This window comes from Chryseobacterium sp. MYb328 (genome assembly GCF_037572595.1).
Lineage (GTDB): Bacteria > Bacteroidota > Bacteroidia > Flavobacteriales > Weeksellaceae > Chryseobacterium > Chryseobacterium pennae.
This window is the reverse complement of record NZ_JBBGZQ010000007.1, coordinates 17,646-32,828: the sequence shown is the minus strand read 5'-3', so window position 1 is coordinate 32,828 and position 15,183 is coordinate 17,646. Positions and strand designations below refer to the sequence as shown.

Here is a 15,183-nt window from a genome sequence, read left to right as displayed (position 1 = left end):
ATGAAAACAAAATTGATATTTATTTTAGGAAGTATATTAATTCTATTTTCTTGTAAAGCACAAGATAACAAGATTGATCCTAAAATAGTAATACCATTTATCGAAAGTTATATTGACTTCAAAAACAAAGAACACTATGTAAATGTAAGTGACAATATATTAATTGTTGGTGCAAGTAAAATACAAAATGAAAACAAATATTGGTTAAACGTATATTTTCTGAATCCAGAGCTAATGTCCGGCTTTAAGTATACAAAAGTCTATAAACTTTATAATTACAGAATAATAATTGATGAAGCACTGGATGAAACAATCATGTTGAAAAATGCATTTAAGAATATACAGGAAGTTCCCTATGAAAACTTTAATTTAGCTTCTTATCCGTTTTCTTATAACACTAGTATGTGGTTGCTTACTTTCAATTATAAAAATGAAGTTATACAAGTATCACCTCAAGAAAAAGCTGGGACTATAAAAAATATTTTAGAAAAGAAGGGTATTAAGTTTTCAAAAGACTACGAAGAATAAAATCACGTATGCAATAAATATCAATAGGCTGTCTCAAATTTAGATGGCCTATTACATATCAGTATAAGTACCAAGGACAAGAGTTACAGGAGACGGGTTTCTACAGTTTTAAGTGGAGAAATTATATGCCTGATGTGGGAAGGTTCTTTAATATAGATCCACTTTCTGAAAAATATGCTTATCAATCTCATTATAATTTTGCTGAAAATAGAGTTATAGATGGTCGAGAATTAGAGGGACTGGAATGGGTTAAGAGTACCACACTAAATGATAATGGAACAAAAACATACACATTAAGTGCTACTATCAACCTTGTGAATAGATCGCAAAATTTAACTCCAGAAGGTGTAGAAGCATTTAAAACGAATTTCGTTTCTCAAATGAAAGAATCATTTGGTGGGACTATGAATAATGGAGATAAAATAGAGGTGGGAAATATTAATTTTACAGATAAAGGTTCTTATACTATTGCGCTTACAGATCAAATTTCCACAGAACAATCAAGTAAAGAGCTTGATAATGGTTCAGAAATTAAAGGCTATACTTTTGGAGAGAATGGAAATAGTCAGGTTAATTATATGGAAGCTGTTGTATCTGGCAAGATGACTCCAGCGTATGCGACACATGAAGTTGGTCATTCTTTAGGACTTAAACATCAAAGTGATGACAGTAACAAGGCGAAAGATCAAGTAAAGACGGATAATCTAATGTTTGCTCCTCAATTTGAAATCTCTAAAAAGACAATACCAGAACAGAAACAAACTATAATAAAAAATATTCCCGATGAAAAAACTAAGTAAAATGTTTTTTTTATTATTTATTGTAATATTTACCTTTAGTTGCAGTAGCAATAAAGTGAGATATACTTTTATTCCAGAAGAGAAGGATAATAAATCTATAAATGTTAATGATTTAAAACTACTTTTACATCTGTATAATGAAAAAGATATTCTTAAGAATATTCTTATTAAAACAGATCGTGGAAATATTTTATATTCTAATGAAGGAGTATTTAAGAAGAAGACAGAATTTAAAGAATTAGAGTTACCCAAAGACACTAAATCTCTTATTATCATTTATAATAATAAAAAGAACAGAATAGAAGTTAAGAAAAATTATAAATATCTCTATATTGAATTTAGAGGGAGTGATTTATTGGAAATAGTATACACAACTGAAAAGCCAGCTTTCACTTAAAAACATAGAACCACCGCAATTGCGGTGGTTTTCTTGTTCTGTTTTGTATATGAAAACAGAACAATATAAATAAATCTTTGGGATAATGTTTAGGTATAGAATAAAAGGGTTGAATTTTTTATATTTGTAGTAATGAATAAAAAATCATGATGGAAAAGCTAAAGAGTTTACGAAAACAGCGGGGCTATACCCAGGAATATATGTCTAAGATTATATCCACGGATGTATCCAATTACAGCCGCAAAGAAAGTGGTGATGTAAGGATTTATGATGATGAATGGGAGAAGCTGGCCAAAGCTTTAGACGTTCCGGTGGAAGATATCAAAGAAGAAAAACCCCAGCTGCGCAAAGTCTCCTGACTTTGAGCAATCAAAATAAAAGAACCTTTGCAAGAGCAAAGTTTTTTTACTTATACACTGCTCATCCGGATAAAAAAATCTCATCCATCAAATATAATTACTTGAATTTGCCTCAACAGGTTATCCAAGATTCAAAAACAACTTATTATATCTACAGAGCGGATGGAACAAAGGTTAAAAAATCAGGAACGGCTGGCTTAGCTACAGATTATCTGGATGGTTTCCAATATACAGAAGCAAGCTTGAAATTTGTTCCTACTTCAGAAGGTTATTTTAATTTTGAAAATAATAAGTACATTTACAATTACGCAGACCATTTGGGAAATGTACGATTGAGTTATTTCAAAAATGGAACGGGAATAGAAGTTCTTGAGGAGAATAATTATTATCCTTTTGGGTTGAAACATGAAGGGTATAATATATTAGGAAGTAATCCAAGCTATAATTATAAGTACAATGGTAAGGAGCTCCAAGAGACGGGGATGTATGATTATGGAGCAAGGATGTATATGCCGGATCTGGGAAGATGGGGTGTGGTTGATCCTCTGGCGGAGAAAATGACAAGACATAGTCCTTATAATTATGTATTTAATAATCCATTAAGGTTTATTGATCCCGATGGAAGACAAGGAAGTGATATTTACAAATGGGACAATGCTGGAAAGCTAACTAATGTTGCTCCTTCTGATAGAGATGTTATCTATACTGAAAATCAATTTGAAAAAGATGGAAAAACTCTTAAAGAGGGTGCTCAAGGTGTAGATGTTGGAGAAAAAGGAACAATTGCTGCTAATAAGGAGGAAATTAAGTTAGAAAGTACATTAAAAGATTCGAAAGGAGGAAAATCTGATTTAATGACGACATTAAAACTTAATGATCCCAATAAAGCGACAGAATTAGCTGAATATTTATATAATAATGCTAAACCAGAATTTACAAATGGGACCTATACTTCTAAAGGAGGAAATTTAACAAAATCCGTTATCTCAACTTTTGGTTTAATTGGAAAGTCACCGGTTGATCCAAGAGCATTAGGAATGACAAACTTTTCATCTTTCGAAGGAGTTTTCACGTTAACAAAACATGATCATAACCATCCTGGAAATAGTCTTCCAAGTGGATATTTTCCTTGGGGAAATGTAGGCAAACACAAGGGATGCTTATGAAGGAACTTATGATTATGACAACACACTTAATCCAATATATAAAAATACTATTTTTAGAGTTTATAGAAATGGTTCTTACACAACATACGATAACAATGGAGCATATAAAAAATAAATTGATATTACTCTTAATTCTGGTATTCCAATTAAGTTGGTCACAAATTCCTTGTGTATCTAAAAATTATAAAATTAATAATTTTATTGATGCTTTTATTTATGTGAATGATGATGAAAATTTTGTACCGAGTTTATCATCAATTTATATATCAAGTCTATATTATGAAGATCAAGGATACATGATAACTATAACTAGGGAAAATAATAGTGATATAATGATAGACCCTAAGGCTAAAAATTTAAATTTCTTTAAGTATAAAAAATTTAATCTACTATTAAAGGGTAATAAACTCAAAGATATTGAGTTTTTAAAGAAAATTATTGACCATAAATCTATTTCAAATAATTCTGAATTAAAATTTGCCATGCCTAATAAAAATATCTCTAGTAATCCTTATCAATGGTTTTTTCTCTTTGATAAAAAAATGAATCTAATAAATTATTCTTTACCAGAAAAGGAAGAGAAGATTAAGGATGTTTTTGAAAAATTTGATATTTTAACAAATAAATTTGAGAAAAAACATTGAGTAGCTTAAGAATTTCCTGCAACCCTTCGCTGCCGCACGAATCCTTTCGTGTGGTATTTTTATTAACAATTAGTTATATTTCATTATAGGGATAACCTCGGATACCAGGATAAGTTTTGTTAAAAATAACACAGGCATTCTTGAAGTTATAGATAAGAACAATTATTATCCTTTTGGGCTAAACCGTATTGGTGAATCTAAGGTGGGTATAAGAATTACAAGTACAACGGCAAAGAGTTGCAAGAGACCGGTATGTATGATTATGGAGCGAGGATGTATATGCCGGATTTAGGAAGATGGGGTGTGGTAGATCCACTAGCGGAGAAGATGACAAGACATAGCCCTTATAATTATGTTTTTAATAATCCATTAAGGTTTATTGATCCAGATGGAAGGGCTCCATTAACTGATTATAAGCTTCTACAAGGTGGGAAAATTGAAAGAGTAGACAAAGAAGATGGAAGCGAAAAAAATAGTACAGATACTATATATGCTACTGACGAAAAAGGTAACATAAATAAAAGTAAATCAATTACAATCAATAAGGATGTTATAGGCAACAGATTAGATGGAAGGTCAACAATTCGCGAAGGAGATAAATCAAGGATTACGGATTCTTCTATATATATATCTACAGATAAGGAGTCAATGAAAAGTTTTTTTTAATTTCATTAAAGATAACGTAAGAAATGAGTTTAGTTTGGCAGGATATAAAAATGTAAAAGACGGAGTGAAAGAAGTTTTTGCAATTTCCACAGAATATAAAAAATCTCAAGAGGGTGTTGGAGGTTATTTAGCCTGGCAAATTTTAAATAATAAAAATATGAAGATGACAGAGTTTACTCATTTGCATCCTGGAGGCACACTTGTTCCATCAGGGTTCAATGGTTATGGTTTACCAAAAGAAGGAGACAGAGGAAATAAAATACTTTTTGAAAACGATTTTTACGAAAATAGAACACCTGATAATTTTAAAATAGTTGTACCAAATTCAAACGAAACAATAGTTTATGATTCCTACAAATTCGATATTAAAAAATAAGATCATCATAATTTTTTTACTAATAGTATCCTCCTGTAAATCGACAGATAATAATATTAGTAACATTGTAACCGACGAGGCTGAAAAAATGATAGAAAATTCTTCGAAAATTAAAAGTGAAGATGATGTATTATGCCTTTATAGTACAGTCAGAAATAATGATTCTATAGTAGGAATCGCTTATGGTATGCCTACTTTTGAAAAAAATAAATATTATTTAAAAAAAGTTAGTAACACACCTTTACTTATTGAAAAAAATATTTATTTAAAATATTTCAAAAGTGAAAACTTGAATATTTGTAATGAGACTAAATATTTTAGAGGGGAAAATTATTTTCCTAATATTGGAGAACCATATTTTGTCAATATATTTATAAAAAATGGCAAAGTACAAAAAGTAGAAAGGCAAAATATTCCTGAAAAATAACAATGAGTTTAATTATTAAAGCCACTAATCTTGGTGGCTTTAATAAATACAAGTATAACGGGAAGGAACTGCAAGAGACAGGGATGTATGATTATGGAGCAAGATTCTATATGCCGGATTTAGGAAGATGGGGTGTTGTGGATCCGCTTGCTGAAAAGATGACAAGACACAGTCCATACAATTATGCATTTAACAATCCGTTGAGATTTATTGATCCTGATGGAAGAGAACCCGTTAATGATTATATATTTAAGAATGGTAAATTGATTGGAGTTAATTTAAACAACAATGAGGATAGGTATTTTAATGTTGTTTCCAAAGATTCTTATTCCCACACAACCACAATAGATGGTAAAACAGAATATTTACGAGAAGATAAAAAACCTAACTATTCAGTTGTATCAGTTTATACGGAAATAGAGGGAGCTGTTGGTCACTCTGGATTAGGGTATGATGGAAAAGTATTTGGTTTTTATCCTACTGACGGAAATAATACAGGCAGTTATGAAATGAATGAATGGTGGGGAACACCTTTGGTTATGGATACCAAATCTACTACAGAATTTAGTAAGAAATATTCTAATTCTAATGCATTCTTCTTTAAAACAACTAATGAGCAAAAAGAGAGTTTAGTAGAGGCTGTTAACGATAGAGTATCCGAACTTAAAAAGAATCCTGAAAATTATAGTCTTCAATCAAATAACTGTACAACAAATGTTTGTTCTTTACTACAAAAAAGTGGAATCAGTTCTGTAGATGTTGTCAGACCAGGAAGATTAGATTCAAAAATGAAAGAATCGAATGCTGTAGGTAGTATTATTAGACAAAGGCCTTTAATTAACATTAATCGTTCTGCTCCTCTAGGTAAAAAACTTTATGGAAATGAATAGTCAGATTTGCATGTTTTATAATTATTATAGTTTTAAAAAATGAAAATAAATAAAATACTTACTTGTATCTCTTTAATATTGATATTATTCTTAATTATAGATTTAGCTATATTTAGAATTAATACTATGCCTAAACTAACTGAAATTAATCATGAAGATTTTATAAAAGAAGCTAACAATATAAAAGATTTAGATCTTGCTAAAACAGAATTAAAAAGATGGATTAATAATAAGTATGATATAGTTGAAAGACAAAATAATCTATATATGAAGTACTTATATATTGGCATTATTTTGTTATTAATAGAAGTTATTAAATTAATTTTTGGAAAAAAAAAAGTGTGAAAAATTTTCCATTGCTGGAGCAAGCGTTCCACTGAGACTCGGATAAAAGTAAAACCACTGTATTTGGCGGTGGTTTTCTTGTTCTGTTTTCTAATACAAAACAGAACAAGAAAAATAAATCTTCAGGATAATACTTAGGAATAGAACGATCTGTCTGATCTGTCGTACCGAATCTGCTTTTGAAGAACAGGCTTACGGAAATCTCGGAACAACCTTTCCTAATATAGGAGATCCCCCAGCATGGAAACTGGATTTTGTACCCACTTCAGAAGGCTTTTACAGTTTCACAGAAAGCTGTTATTTTCACCAGTATAAAGATAAAGATATGATAATATATTGCGCTACGGATATTAATGTAGTAATACCATTTGAACATTTAAATGGTATCTCATTAGAAAATTTAAATCTTCATAGAGCAAATCTAGAAGATGCCGATTTGACAGGTTCAAGTTTTAAAAACTCTAATCTTAGAGGGGCAATTTTATTCAATGCAAAAATGAACGGGTGTAATTTAGAATCAGCTAACTTAATTGTTGCTGATTTAAGAAATACGGATTTATCAAATGCAGTATTAAAGAATAGTACATCAATTTCCACTTTATTTGAAAATGCAAATCTTCAAAATGCAAATTTTGAGGGAGCAAATATTGAAGGAGCAAATTTTCGAAATGCAAATTTAAAAGGAGCAAATTTTGAATATGTTTTAGGAATTGAAAATGCAATATTTGAAAAAGCTGTATTTGATACTAAAACGAAATGGCCTGAATATTTTAATGTTAAAAATTCTAGCGACGAACAAAAGTAGTTATAGCCCCACAGATATCGTGGACTTGAAGTCCGCGATTGATAGTAAAAATAAACCTATCACAATTGCAGTGGATTTTATGTTATAAAGTACCGGCATTTTTAGCGAAAATTGGTAAGCATTTTTTATCCGAGCCTGAAAATGGTTTGCTTATCTTTCTTTTCGGGGTGCTCTATGAAACGAATCTGTTCAGGTTCAGTTTTATTTGCCAAAATTATTTCTTTAGGAATAGAACCGTAGCAATTAATAATCTGATTAATCGATATGTCAAAAGTTGTATCATTTTCTATAGCACTATGCAGATAATAAACTGAAGTTTGGGCATTATTCTGAGTCCTGGGCAACAGCTATAACAAGCACTTAAATGGCTTGTCAGATCATTTAAAAAGAAAATTTACTCACAAGAGTAAAAGTATCATATTTTCAATAATAACAAAAAAAACATTACGGGCTTTTCTATATTAACTAGGAGAAATCACCATATTACAAAAAACTGCTATATTTACCCCCAATTAATAATACTTTTAACCAAATGAATGAATTTTCCGGATATGAGAAAATGCCTGATACCTTAAAGAAGATTGGGCTTAATGAGAATGAACTATCAAAATTAGATAAATTAAAATGGGTAGTGACCGAAAAAGTTCATGGTGCTAATTTTAGTTTTTCCTATCAAGATCATAAGCTTCAATATGCCAAAAGAAGGGAATATCTTAATTGGGGAGATGATTTTTTTGGATTTCAGCTTGTTGTTAATCAGTTAGAAAGTACGATAATCAGCTTATTTGAGCATTTGAGTGCTGTAATTCCGGGGAGCAGGTATATTATCTACGGAGAATTGTTTGGAGGGAAATATCCTCACCCTGATGTTCAGGATGTTGAACATGTACAGGCGATCCAAACAGGAGTCTATTACGCTCCGGATATCCATTTTTGTGCTTTTGATATAGGAATCGTCAATGAACAGGGGACAAAGTATTATCTTGATTATGAAACTGCAGTCTCTTATTTTGAGCAATTTGGAGTTCCTTACGTAAAACCTTTGTTGATAGGGAAGTTTAATGAAGTTCTGAACTTTAATACTAGGATAAATTCTCCTATTCCCACCCAACAGTTTAGCCTTCCGGAATTGGAACAAAACCTGATAGAAGGAGTTGTGATCAAACCTTATAATTTGAAAAATATCGAATTATTATCCAATCGGCCGATTATCAAACTGAAAAATCCTGAATTTGATGAAGAAGAGAAATTCCATAAAGCTGAGAAATGGTCATTTATTCCTGATATTTCTTCGAAAGCTGAAAATCTTTCCTTTATTATTGATGAATTAAGAACGTATGTGTCACAAAATCGGCTGGAGAGTGTGCTGTCTAAAGTAGGGGCCTTGGATATCAATAATATGCTTCGTATCTCTGAAATCAAATCTGAATTTTTACAGGATATTATTACTGATTTTAATGAAAATAATGGTGATCTGCTCAAAGAACTGGATCTCGAAGATCAGAGATGGATTACTGAAAGACTTCATTCTGAAATTCAGAAAATAATTTCAATCGCGGCAGAATAAAAATAATGTAATACAGATAAATAAAAAACAGAGCAATTTGCTCTGTTTTTTTATTAATAGGTTATCTCTCAATCATAATATTTTTAACGAACGTCTGTTCCCCAACTTTTAAAATCCCTACATAAACACCTCTTTCCAAGGTAGAAACATTAATTTTAGTTTCATTATTCACTTTCAATAAAGTTCTTCCTGATATATTTGTTATTTCAAAGCTGAAATTTGCTGTTTTATCAGGCAATTCAATATTAAGAATATTGCTGGCAGGGTTAGGGTAGAGCTTTATATTTTCCAATGAGTTTTGTGGAGCTGTTTTATTTGCGCCTAAGGTTGTGGAAGCTGTTGCAAAATGCTGTAAAGCACCCACAGTAGCCTTTCCAATATTATAAACATAAACAGGATCTACATTCGCAAAAGTATCCTTGGTAGTATGAGGATAGCTGCTTCTTATTCTTTCAAAAAAACCGGTGATCACTTCACCCTTTCGTTCAAAAGGAATATAATCGGTGTCTTCAGCAGGATCTACAGCAGTCTGAAGCGGAGAATAGAGTGCTGTACAGTTTCTGAGCTGTTGGGTTACTGCAGCAGATGCAGCATTATTACTTGAAACACCGCCTTGGTCTTCATCACAGTATACGGTATTGTTGTTATTTCCTTTTACACCACCTACCTGATCCAGGTTGAAAACAAGTTTTATATCCAGTTTACGGACGCCGCCCTGGTAAGCAACATTATTAACATAATGACTGCTGCCTATCAATCCTTGTTCTTCTCCGGAAAAATGAATAAACTTAATAGAATACTCTGTAGGAACATTTTTCAATATTCTGGCAGCTTCCAGAATGATAGACGTTCCACTGCCATTATCATTTACTCCAGGTCCATAAATTGTATCGAAATGCCCACAGATAATCACATACTTGTTTGGATAAAGCGTTCCTGTTTTAGTAATGATTAAATTCTTCGAATTCGTTGAACCATAGGTAAAAGGACTTTCCTCAATCTGACTGGCAGTATATCCGTAAGACAGATATTTGTTTTTGATCCAGGTTAAAGTATTTGCATTGGCTACTGATCCTGTCTTTTTTATACCCAGATTGCCGAACTCCTGAAGATTTGTAGTAATATTAGTTTGAGTAACCATATCAGCCCGGTCTTTATAAGCCTGAATAAAAGTTTGAGCACTCATAGCTTGCATAATCAGTGAAGTGCATAAAAATGTGGTAATTCTTTTCATATAAATTTATTTATTTGGTACCACGAATGTAGTAAATAAATCACAATAAAGTGTGTAATATTTTATGAATGCCATAGTATTTTATTTGGAATATATAAAATAGAGTAGTGATTCTGTAGAATGCTTATAAATATGGTTAATTGAAAACTAAACCCTTTGAAGGGTTTCAAAGGGTTTAATGTATTTAAAATGAAAATTGTTAAGGTTGAAAAATTACTTGGCAATAATAACTTTTCTTACCACAGTCTGATCTCCAGCTTTTATAACACCAACATAAGCACCATTTTCAAGACTGGAGACATCAATTCTTTTTTTATTGGAAGTTTTAAGGAGTGAGTGTCCCTGAAAATCTGTAACTTCAAAACTGAAATTTTTAATATTAGAATCAGGAAATTCAATACTGATAAAATTTTTAGTAGGATTTGGGTAAAGCTTTATGTTTTCCAATGTGTTTTTTGGACGAACTTCATCCGTTCCTAATGTTCCTGAAGCAACAGCAAAATGTTGTAAAGCACCAACAGCCGCTTTTCCTATATTATAAATATATACGGGATCTGTATTGGCAAAAGTGTCGTTGCCTGTATGCGGAAAGTTACTTCTGTTCCATTCAAAGAAACCTGTAATGGTTTCTCCTTTGTTTTCAAAAGGGATGTAATCTGTATTTTCAGCAGGGTCTACATCTGTCTGAAGTGTAGAATAGAGTGTGGTACAGTTTCTGAGCTGTTGAGTTACTGCAGCAGAAGCTGCATTATTACTGGAAACACCACCTTTATCTTCATCACAGAATACGGTATTATTATTATTTCCTTTTACACCACCTACCTGATCCAGGTTAAAAACAAGTTTAATGTCAAGAACACGGTTATTACCCTGGTAAACAACATTATTCACATAATGGAAACTTCCCAGAAGTCCCTGTTCTTCTCCAGAGAAATGAATGAATTTAATAGAATATTCAGTAGGTATCGTTCTTAAAATTCTTGCTGCTTCTAAAATAATGGAAGTACCGCTGCCATTGTCATTCACTCCGGGGCCATTGATGGTATCAAAATGTCCACAAATGATAACGAATTTATCGGGATACACCGTTCCTGTTTTCGTAATGATTAAATTTTTGGAACTGCCACCCCCAAAAGTAAAGGGATCTTCTTCCATTTGGCTGGCAGTATATCCATAAGAAAGATATTTGTTTTTAAGCCAGTTTAATGCATTGGCATTGGCTTGAGAACCTGTTGTTTTAATTCCCCAACCCGCAAACTCCTGAAGATTGGTAATAATATCCGTTTGGGAAACAGCATCAGCCCTGTTTTTATAGGCCTGGATAAAACTTTGGGCTTCTATAGTATAGGTTGCTATGGCAGTTAATAAAAAAGCAGTAATTTTTTTCATCATACAATCTTTATTAGAATTATTATTACACTTCAAGGGAACAACTGATTCATTATTGAAGGCTGGTTATTTATCAATGATTACCTTCTTAATGATATGATTTTGACCTGTTTTTACAGATACCATATAAACTCCTTTATTTAATGAGGTAGTGTCTATGTTCCGCTGGTTTTCTGTACGGAGTAATACATTCCCTGTCATGTCAGAAAGTTCAATATTGAAAGGTAGATTACTTTGAGGGAGCTCAACCGTTAGCAGATTCTTTGCAGGATTAGGATAAATGTTGACTGTCCCCGAATCCTTTTGTGCAGCAGTTTCGTGAGTTCCCAGAATGTCATTAGATGTAGAGGCAACGGCAAAATGTTGTAATGCACCTACAGCCGCTTTTCCTACATTAAACACATATACAGGATCGATATTGGCCAAAGTATCATCCGCAGAATGCTCATTATTACTTTTGATACGCTCATAAAACCCGGTAATTGTATATCCTTTTTCCTCAAAAGGGATATAGTCTGAGCTATAGGCATTGGAAATATAAGTCTGAAGAGGAGAGTAGAGGCCGGTACATACTGCCAGTTCCTGCGTTGCAGCAGCAGATGCCGCATTGTTAGCAGATTGCCCGCTAATATCTTTTTCACAGGTAATGGTATTGTTGTTATTTCCCAATTGACCACCTACCTGATCAATATTAAAGACAAGTTTAATATCCTGTTTCCGTACATTTCCCTGATAAGCAATATTATCAGCATAATGATAGCTGCCTATCAGACCTTGTTCTTCTCCGGAAAAATGAATAAATTTAATAGAGTATTCTGTAGGAATATTTCTTAATATTCTAGCTGCCTCCAAAAGAATGGAAGTGCCACTTCCATTGTCACTTACTCCTGGTCCTACTATAGTATCATAATGTCCGCAGATAATGATATACTTATCAGGATACACCGTACCTGTTTTAGTAATCACTAAATTTTTGGAATCGCCTCCCCAGAAGGTAAACGGATCTTCCTGTATCTGGTTTGTTGTATATCCATAAGAAAGATATTTATTTTTAAGCCAGTTAAATGCATTGGTATTTTCTGATGATCCGGTCGTTTTTACCCCAAGATTAGAAAACTCAAGAAGGTTGTTATTAATATTTGCCTGAGAAACCATATCCGCTCTGGTCTTATAAGACGGTATTAGATTTTGTGCTCCAATATGGTGTAATGCTAAGGATGTAAATAAAAAAACAGCTATTTTTTTCATTTATTCAATTGAATTATTTTTCAATTGCTAATATATGAATTAATCATTATTTATTTCGCTTAATTAGCTTTATTAATCGCTATTTAATTGATTTTTCAATAATGATTTATCTTGTTGTATTATTGATCTTAAAACTAATTTAATTTTCATCAGATTACCTAATTATCATATTATTTTTTATACCATGGAGTCATTAAGCTATATAAACAAAAAATCCCGGAAAAATCCGGGACTTATATTGATAACAAAAATAGTATTCTACATTATTTTACTTGATCTACAACAGCTTTGAAAGCTTCAGGGTGATTCATTGCTAAATCTGCTAAAACTTTTCTGTTAAGCTCAATGTTGTTCTTTTTAAGAGCTCCCATAAATTGAGAGTAAGACATTCCGTGCTCTCTAGTTCCCGCGTTGATACGAGTGATCCAAAGTGCTCTGAAGTTTCTTTTCTTCTCTTTTCTACCACGGTAAGCATATTGCATTGCTTTTTCTACCGCGTTTTTAGCTACAGTCCAAACGTTCTTTCTTCTACCGAAAAAACCTTTAGCTTGCTTAAAAATTTTCTTTCTGCGAGCTCTTGAAGCTACTGCATTTACTGATCTTGGCATAATTTAAATTGTTTTTTTTGAAAAGGGCGGTAACAAATGTTACTCTTAATTGGCACCGTTTCAGGGTTAAAATTTTGAATTTGTTTTTGAATTCTTATAAACCGAATATAGATTTATAAAAACTACTTAATTGCTAATTGACGTTGAACGCTTTTCTCATCCACTTTAGCTACGTAAGAAGTAGTAGTAAGATTTCTCTTCTGCTTAGTTTCTTTCTTAGTTAAGATGTGGCTTTTGTAAGCGTTTTTTCTTTTGATCTTACCTGTTCCAGTAAGAGCAAAACGTTTCTTAGCACCTGATTTCGTTTTTAATTTTGGCATTGTTTTGCTTTTTTATTGTTTTTGTTATCAATATCTGTTTTGGCTACTCCTAAAGACGTTAGGAATAATAGTGTGCAAAAGTACGAAAAAAAAGTGATACCTGAAAGGAATTTTTAAGTTTCAGAGGAAGTCTCTTATATTGATACCCTGAATGCATGAATAAAAGAAATTTATGCATTCAGGGTACTATAAATTTTTCTGTCTGAAATTTGTCGTTACAGGTGAGTTGTGAATGAATTAAATAATGATCATTAATAAATCCATCACATTCATAACGCGGATAAGTTCCAGTTGCTTGATCTATTTCTTTGAAGAAATCAGTTAGGCTTCAGAAAAACTATAATCACATCAGGATAGCACACAGTGTATTTTTAAGATTTGATAAACTCCAAAAGATCTCTGTTGATCGTTTCTGCTTCTGTAGTGGGCATTCCATGAGGGAAACCTGGATAAGAAATCAGCTTTCCGTTTTTAAGTAAGGTAGCAGCCACTTTTCCCGTGGTTTCAAAAGGGACGATCTGATCATCTTCGCCATGCATTACCAGTACAGGTATTTCCACACTTTTAAGGTTTTCTGTAAAATCTGTTTCAGAAAAAGCTTTTACACAATCGTAATGCGCCTTAATAGAACCGCTCATTCCCTGTCTCCACCAGTTTCTCTGTATTCCTTCAGACACTTTTGCCCCTTCTCTGTTATACCCGTAAAAAGGGAAAGTTAGATCAATAAAGAATTGCTGTCTGTGGTTGGCTGTATTGTTTCGGATATCATCAAAAACAGCAATGGGAACTCCATTAGGATTATTCTCATTCTGAACCATAATGGGCGTTACCGCACTTACCAAAACTGCTTTGGAAGCCCTTCCTTTTCCATATTTGGCAACATATCGGATCACTTCACCACCACCAGTGGAATGGCCAATGTGGATAACGTCTTTCAGATCCAATGCCTCTACAATTTCTGCCACATCTGAAGCATAGGTGTCCATATCATGACCATAAGGAGTTTGTTCAGATCTTCCATGTCCTCTTCTGTCATGGGCAATAACCCTGTAACCCTGCTCCAGAAAGAAAAACATCTGTGCATCCCAATCATCACTGGATAATGGCCAGCCATGATGAAAAAATAAGGTTTCGCCTTTTCCCCAGTCTTTGTAATAGATTTCTGTTCCGTCTTTTAGTTTTAGTGTGCTCATTGTTTTTATTTTTAGATTAGTTTATTCCACTTTTTATATTCACAAATGTAGATAGGAAATCTTCAGAATACATTGATGTAAGATAATAATTGATCGGAATAAAAAAAACGGGCAAACCTATCATTAACGTTAATTTAACACCCTGAGATCAGGAAGACTATTAAAAAACGAAGTATGAAACAGAAACCGTTTTACCTGTTATAAAATATAGCTGATAATCG

At 32.4% G+C, this 15,183-nt stretch carries 18 protein-coding genes and 2 pseudogenes; 14 read left to right on the top strand and 6 right to left on the bottom strand.

Annotated features, from left to right (window positions below; all coding sequences use genetic code 11):
* The 14 genes and pseudogenes from WH267_RS09055 (at window position 1) to WH267_RS08995 (ending at window position 8,970) form a co-directional block, all read left to right on the top strand.
* Complete coding sequence (locus WH267_RS09055; RefSeq protein WP_340007544.1) at window positions 1-528, top strand: hypothetical protein; 528 nt, start codon at window positions 1-3, stop codon at window positions 526-528.
* Window positions 529-545: 17 nt separating this feature from the next.
* A complete protein-coding gene (locus WH267_RS09050) occupies window positions 546-1,328 on the top strand; it encodes an RHS repeat-associated core domain-containing protein (protein ID WP_340007805.1) in 783 nt (260 codons plus the stop codon).
* Window positions 1,312-1,725 (top strand): hypothetical protein, encoded by a 414-nt coding sequence (locus WH267_RS09045; protein ID WP_340007543.1) that lies wholly within the window; start codon window positions 1,312-1,314, stop codon window positions 1,723-1,725. The genes WH267_RS09050 and WH267_RS09045 overlap by 17 nt, the downstream gene beginning before the upstream one ends.
* Window positions 1,726-1,874: 149 nt before the next feature.
* Window positions 1,875-2,084, top strand: coding sequence for a helix-turn-helix transcriptional regulator (locus WH267_RS09040; protein WP_340007541.1), 210 nt, complete (start codon window positions 1,875-1,877; stop codon window positions 2,082-2,084).
* Between the two features lie 101 nt (window positions 2,085-2,185).
* Entirely contained in the window at window positions 2,186-3,250 is a 1,065-nt protein-coding gene (locus WH267_RS25110) for an RHS repeat domain-containing protein (RefSeq protein WP_445223264.1), read from the top strand.
* On the top strand, window positions 3,247-3,894 hold the full coding sequence (locus tag WH267_RS09030) for a hypothetical protein (RefSeq protein ID WP_340007539.1): 648 nt from the start codon (window positions 3,247-3,249) through the stop codon (window positions 3,892-3,894). Before WH267_RS25110 ends, WH267_RS09030 begins: the two co-directional genes overlap by 4 nt.
* 219 nt (window positions 3,895-4,113) lie before the next feature.
* Window positions 4,114-4,560: pseudogene (locus WH267_RS09025) on the top strand (RHS repeat-associated core domain-containing protein); the annotation flags it as partial.
* Between the two features lie 34 nt (window positions 4,561-4,594).
* Window positions 4,595-4,936 (top strand): hypothetical protein, encoded by a 342-nt coding sequence (locus tag WH267_RS09020; protein ID WP_340007537.1) that lies wholly within the window; start codon window positions 4,595-4,597, stop codon window positions 4,934-4,936.
* Window positions 4,905-5,363, top strand: a complete 459-nt coding sequence (locus tag WH267_RS09015; RefSeq protein ID WP_340007536.1) for a hypothetical protein — start codon at window positions 4,905-4,907, stop codon at window positions 5,361-5,363. Before WH267_RS09020 ends, WH267_RS09015 begins: the two co-directional genes overlap by 32 nt.
* A 44-nt stretch (window positions 5,364-5,407) precedes the next feature.
* Window positions 5,408-5,590 (top strand): annotated as a pseudogene (locus WH267_RS25105) (RHS repeat-associated core domain-containing protein); the annotation flags it as partial.
* Between the two features lie 282 nt (window positions 5,591-5,872).
* Entirely contained in the window at window positions 5,873-6,253 is a 381-nt protein-coding gene (locus WH267_RS25100; protein WP_445223266.1) for a lipoprotein N-acyltransferase Lnb domain-containing protein, read from the top strand.
* Between the two features lie 39 nt (window positions 6,254-6,292).
* Window positions 6,293-6,598 carry a hypothetical protein gene (locus WH267_RS09005; protein ID WP_340007533.1) on the top strand — a complete coding sequence of 102 codons (306 nt, stop codon included), beginning with the start codon at window positions 6,293-6,295 and terminating at the stop codon, window positions 6,596-6,598.
* 325 nt (window positions 6,599-6,923) lie between these two features.
* Complete coding sequence (locus WH267_RS09000; RefSeq protein ID WP_115972584.1) at window positions 6,924-7,403, top strand: pentapeptide repeat-containing protein; 480 nt, start codon at window positions 6,924-6,926, stop codon at window positions 7,401-7,403.
* Window positions 7,404-7,935: 532 nt separating this feature from the next.
* On the top strand, window positions 7,936-8,970 hold the full coding sequence (locus WH267_RS08995; RefSeq protein WP_340007531.1) for an RNA ligase family protein: 1,035 nt from the start codon (window positions 7,936-7,938) through the stop codon (window positions 8,968-8,970).
* Window positions 8,971-9,031: 61 nt separating this feature from the next.
* On the opposite strand, the gene WH267_RS08990 is transcribed toward WH267_RS08995, so the two are convergent.
* From WH267_RS08990 to WH267_RS08965, 6 genes are all read right to left on the bottom strand, one after another.
* Complete coding sequence (locus WH267_RS08990; RefSeq protein WP_115972581.1) at window positions 9,032-10,204, bottom strand: M28 family peptidase; 1,173 nt, start codon at window positions 10,202-10,204, stop codon at window positions 9,032-9,034.
* Between the two features lie 213 nt (window positions 10,205-10,417).
* Entirely contained in the window at window positions 10,418-11,596 is a 1,179-nt protein-coding gene (locus WH267_RS08985) for a M28 family peptidase (protein WP_317126207.1), read from the bottom strand.
* Window positions 11,597-11,659: 63 nt separating this feature from the next.
* The gene (locus tag WH267_RS08980; RefSeq protein ID WP_340007525.1) at window positions 11,660-12,841 is read right to left on the bottom strand and encodes a M28 family peptidase; all 1,182 of its coding nucleotides are present in this window, start codon (window positions 12,839-12,841) and stop codon (window positions 11,660-11,662) included.
* A gap of 263 nt (window positions 12,842-13,104) precedes the next feature.
* Window positions 13,105-13,449 (bottom strand): 50S ribosomal protein L20, encoded by a 345-nt coding sequence (gene rplT, locus WH267_RS08975; protein ID WP_034694451.1) that lies wholly within the window; start codon window positions 13,447-13,449, stop codon window positions 13,105-13,107.
* Between the two features lie 122 nt (window positions 13,450-13,571).
* The gene (gene rpmI / locus WH267_RS08970) at window positions 13,572-13,769 is read right to left on the bottom strand and encodes a 50S ribosomal protein L35 (protein ID WP_034676300.1); all 198 of its coding nucleotides are present in this window, start codon (window positions 13,767-13,769) and stop codon (window positions 13,572-13,574) included.
* 371 nt (window positions 13,770-14,140) lie between these two features.
* On the bottom strand, window positions 14,141-14,962 hold the full coding sequence (locus WH267_RS08965; protein WP_340007510.1) for an alpha/beta fold hydrolase: 822 nt from the start codon (window positions 14,960-14,962) through the stop codon (window positions 14,141-14,143).
* Between the last annotated feature and the right edge of the window lie 221 nt (window positions 14,963-15,183).

Coding starts and splice junctions, on each gene's coding strand:
- WH267_RS08995 (WP_340007531.1), top strand. CDS start 7,936: ATGAATGAATTTTCCGGATATGAGAAAATGCCTGATACCTTAAAGAAG.
- WH267_RS09015 (WP_340007536.1), top strand. CDS start 4,905: ATGATTCCTACAAATTCGATATTAAAAAATAAGATCATCATAATTTTT.
- WH267_RS09055 (WP_340007544.1), top strand. CDS start 1: ATGAAAACAAAATTGATATTTATTTTAGGAAGTATATTAATTCTATTT.
- WH267_RS08980 (WP_340007525.1), bottom strand. CDS start 12,841: ATGAAAAAAATAGCTGTTTTTTTATTTACATCCTTAGCATTACACCAT.
- WH267_RS09040 (WP_340007541.1), top strand. CDS start 1,875: ATGGAAAAGCTAAAGAGTTTACGAAAACAGCGGGGCTATACCCAGGAA.
- rpmI (WP_034676300.1), bottom strand. CDS start 13,769: ATGCCAAAATTAAAAACGAAATCAGGTGCTAAGAAACGTTTTGCTCTT.
- WH267_RS09045 (WP_340007543.1), top strand. CDS start 1,312: ATGAAAAAACTAAGTAAAATGTTTTTTTTATTATTTATTGTAATATTT.
- WH267_RS08990 (WP_115972581.1), bottom strand. CDS start 10,204: ATGAAAAGAATTACCACATTTTTATGCACTTCACTGATTATGCAAGCT.
- WH267_RS09000 (WP_115972584.1), top strand. CDS start 6,924: ATGATAATATATTGCGCTACGGATATTAATGTAGTAATACCATTTGAA.
- WH267_RS08985 (WP_317126207.1), bottom strand. CDS start 11,596: ATGATGAAAAAAATTACTGCTTTTTTATTAACTGCCATAGCAACCTAT.
- rplT (WP_034694451.1), bottom strand. CDS start 13,449: ATGCCAAGATCAGTAAATGCAGTAGCTTCAAGAGCTCGCAGAAAGAAA.
- WH267_RS09005 (WP_340007533.1), top strand. CDS start 6,293: ATGAAAATAAATAAAATACTTACTTGTATCTCTTTAATATTGATATTA.
- WH267_RS09030 (WP_340007539.1), top strand. CDS start 3,247: ATGAAGGAACTTATGATTATGACAACACACTTAATCCAATATATAAAA.
- WH267_RS25100 (WP_445223266.1), top strand. CDS start 5,873: ATGAATGAATGGTGGGGAACACCTTTGGTTATGGATACCAAATCTACT.
- WH267_RS08965 (WP_340007510.1), bottom strand. CDS start 14,962: ATGAGCACACTAAAACTAAAAGACGGAACAGAAATCTATTACAAAGAC.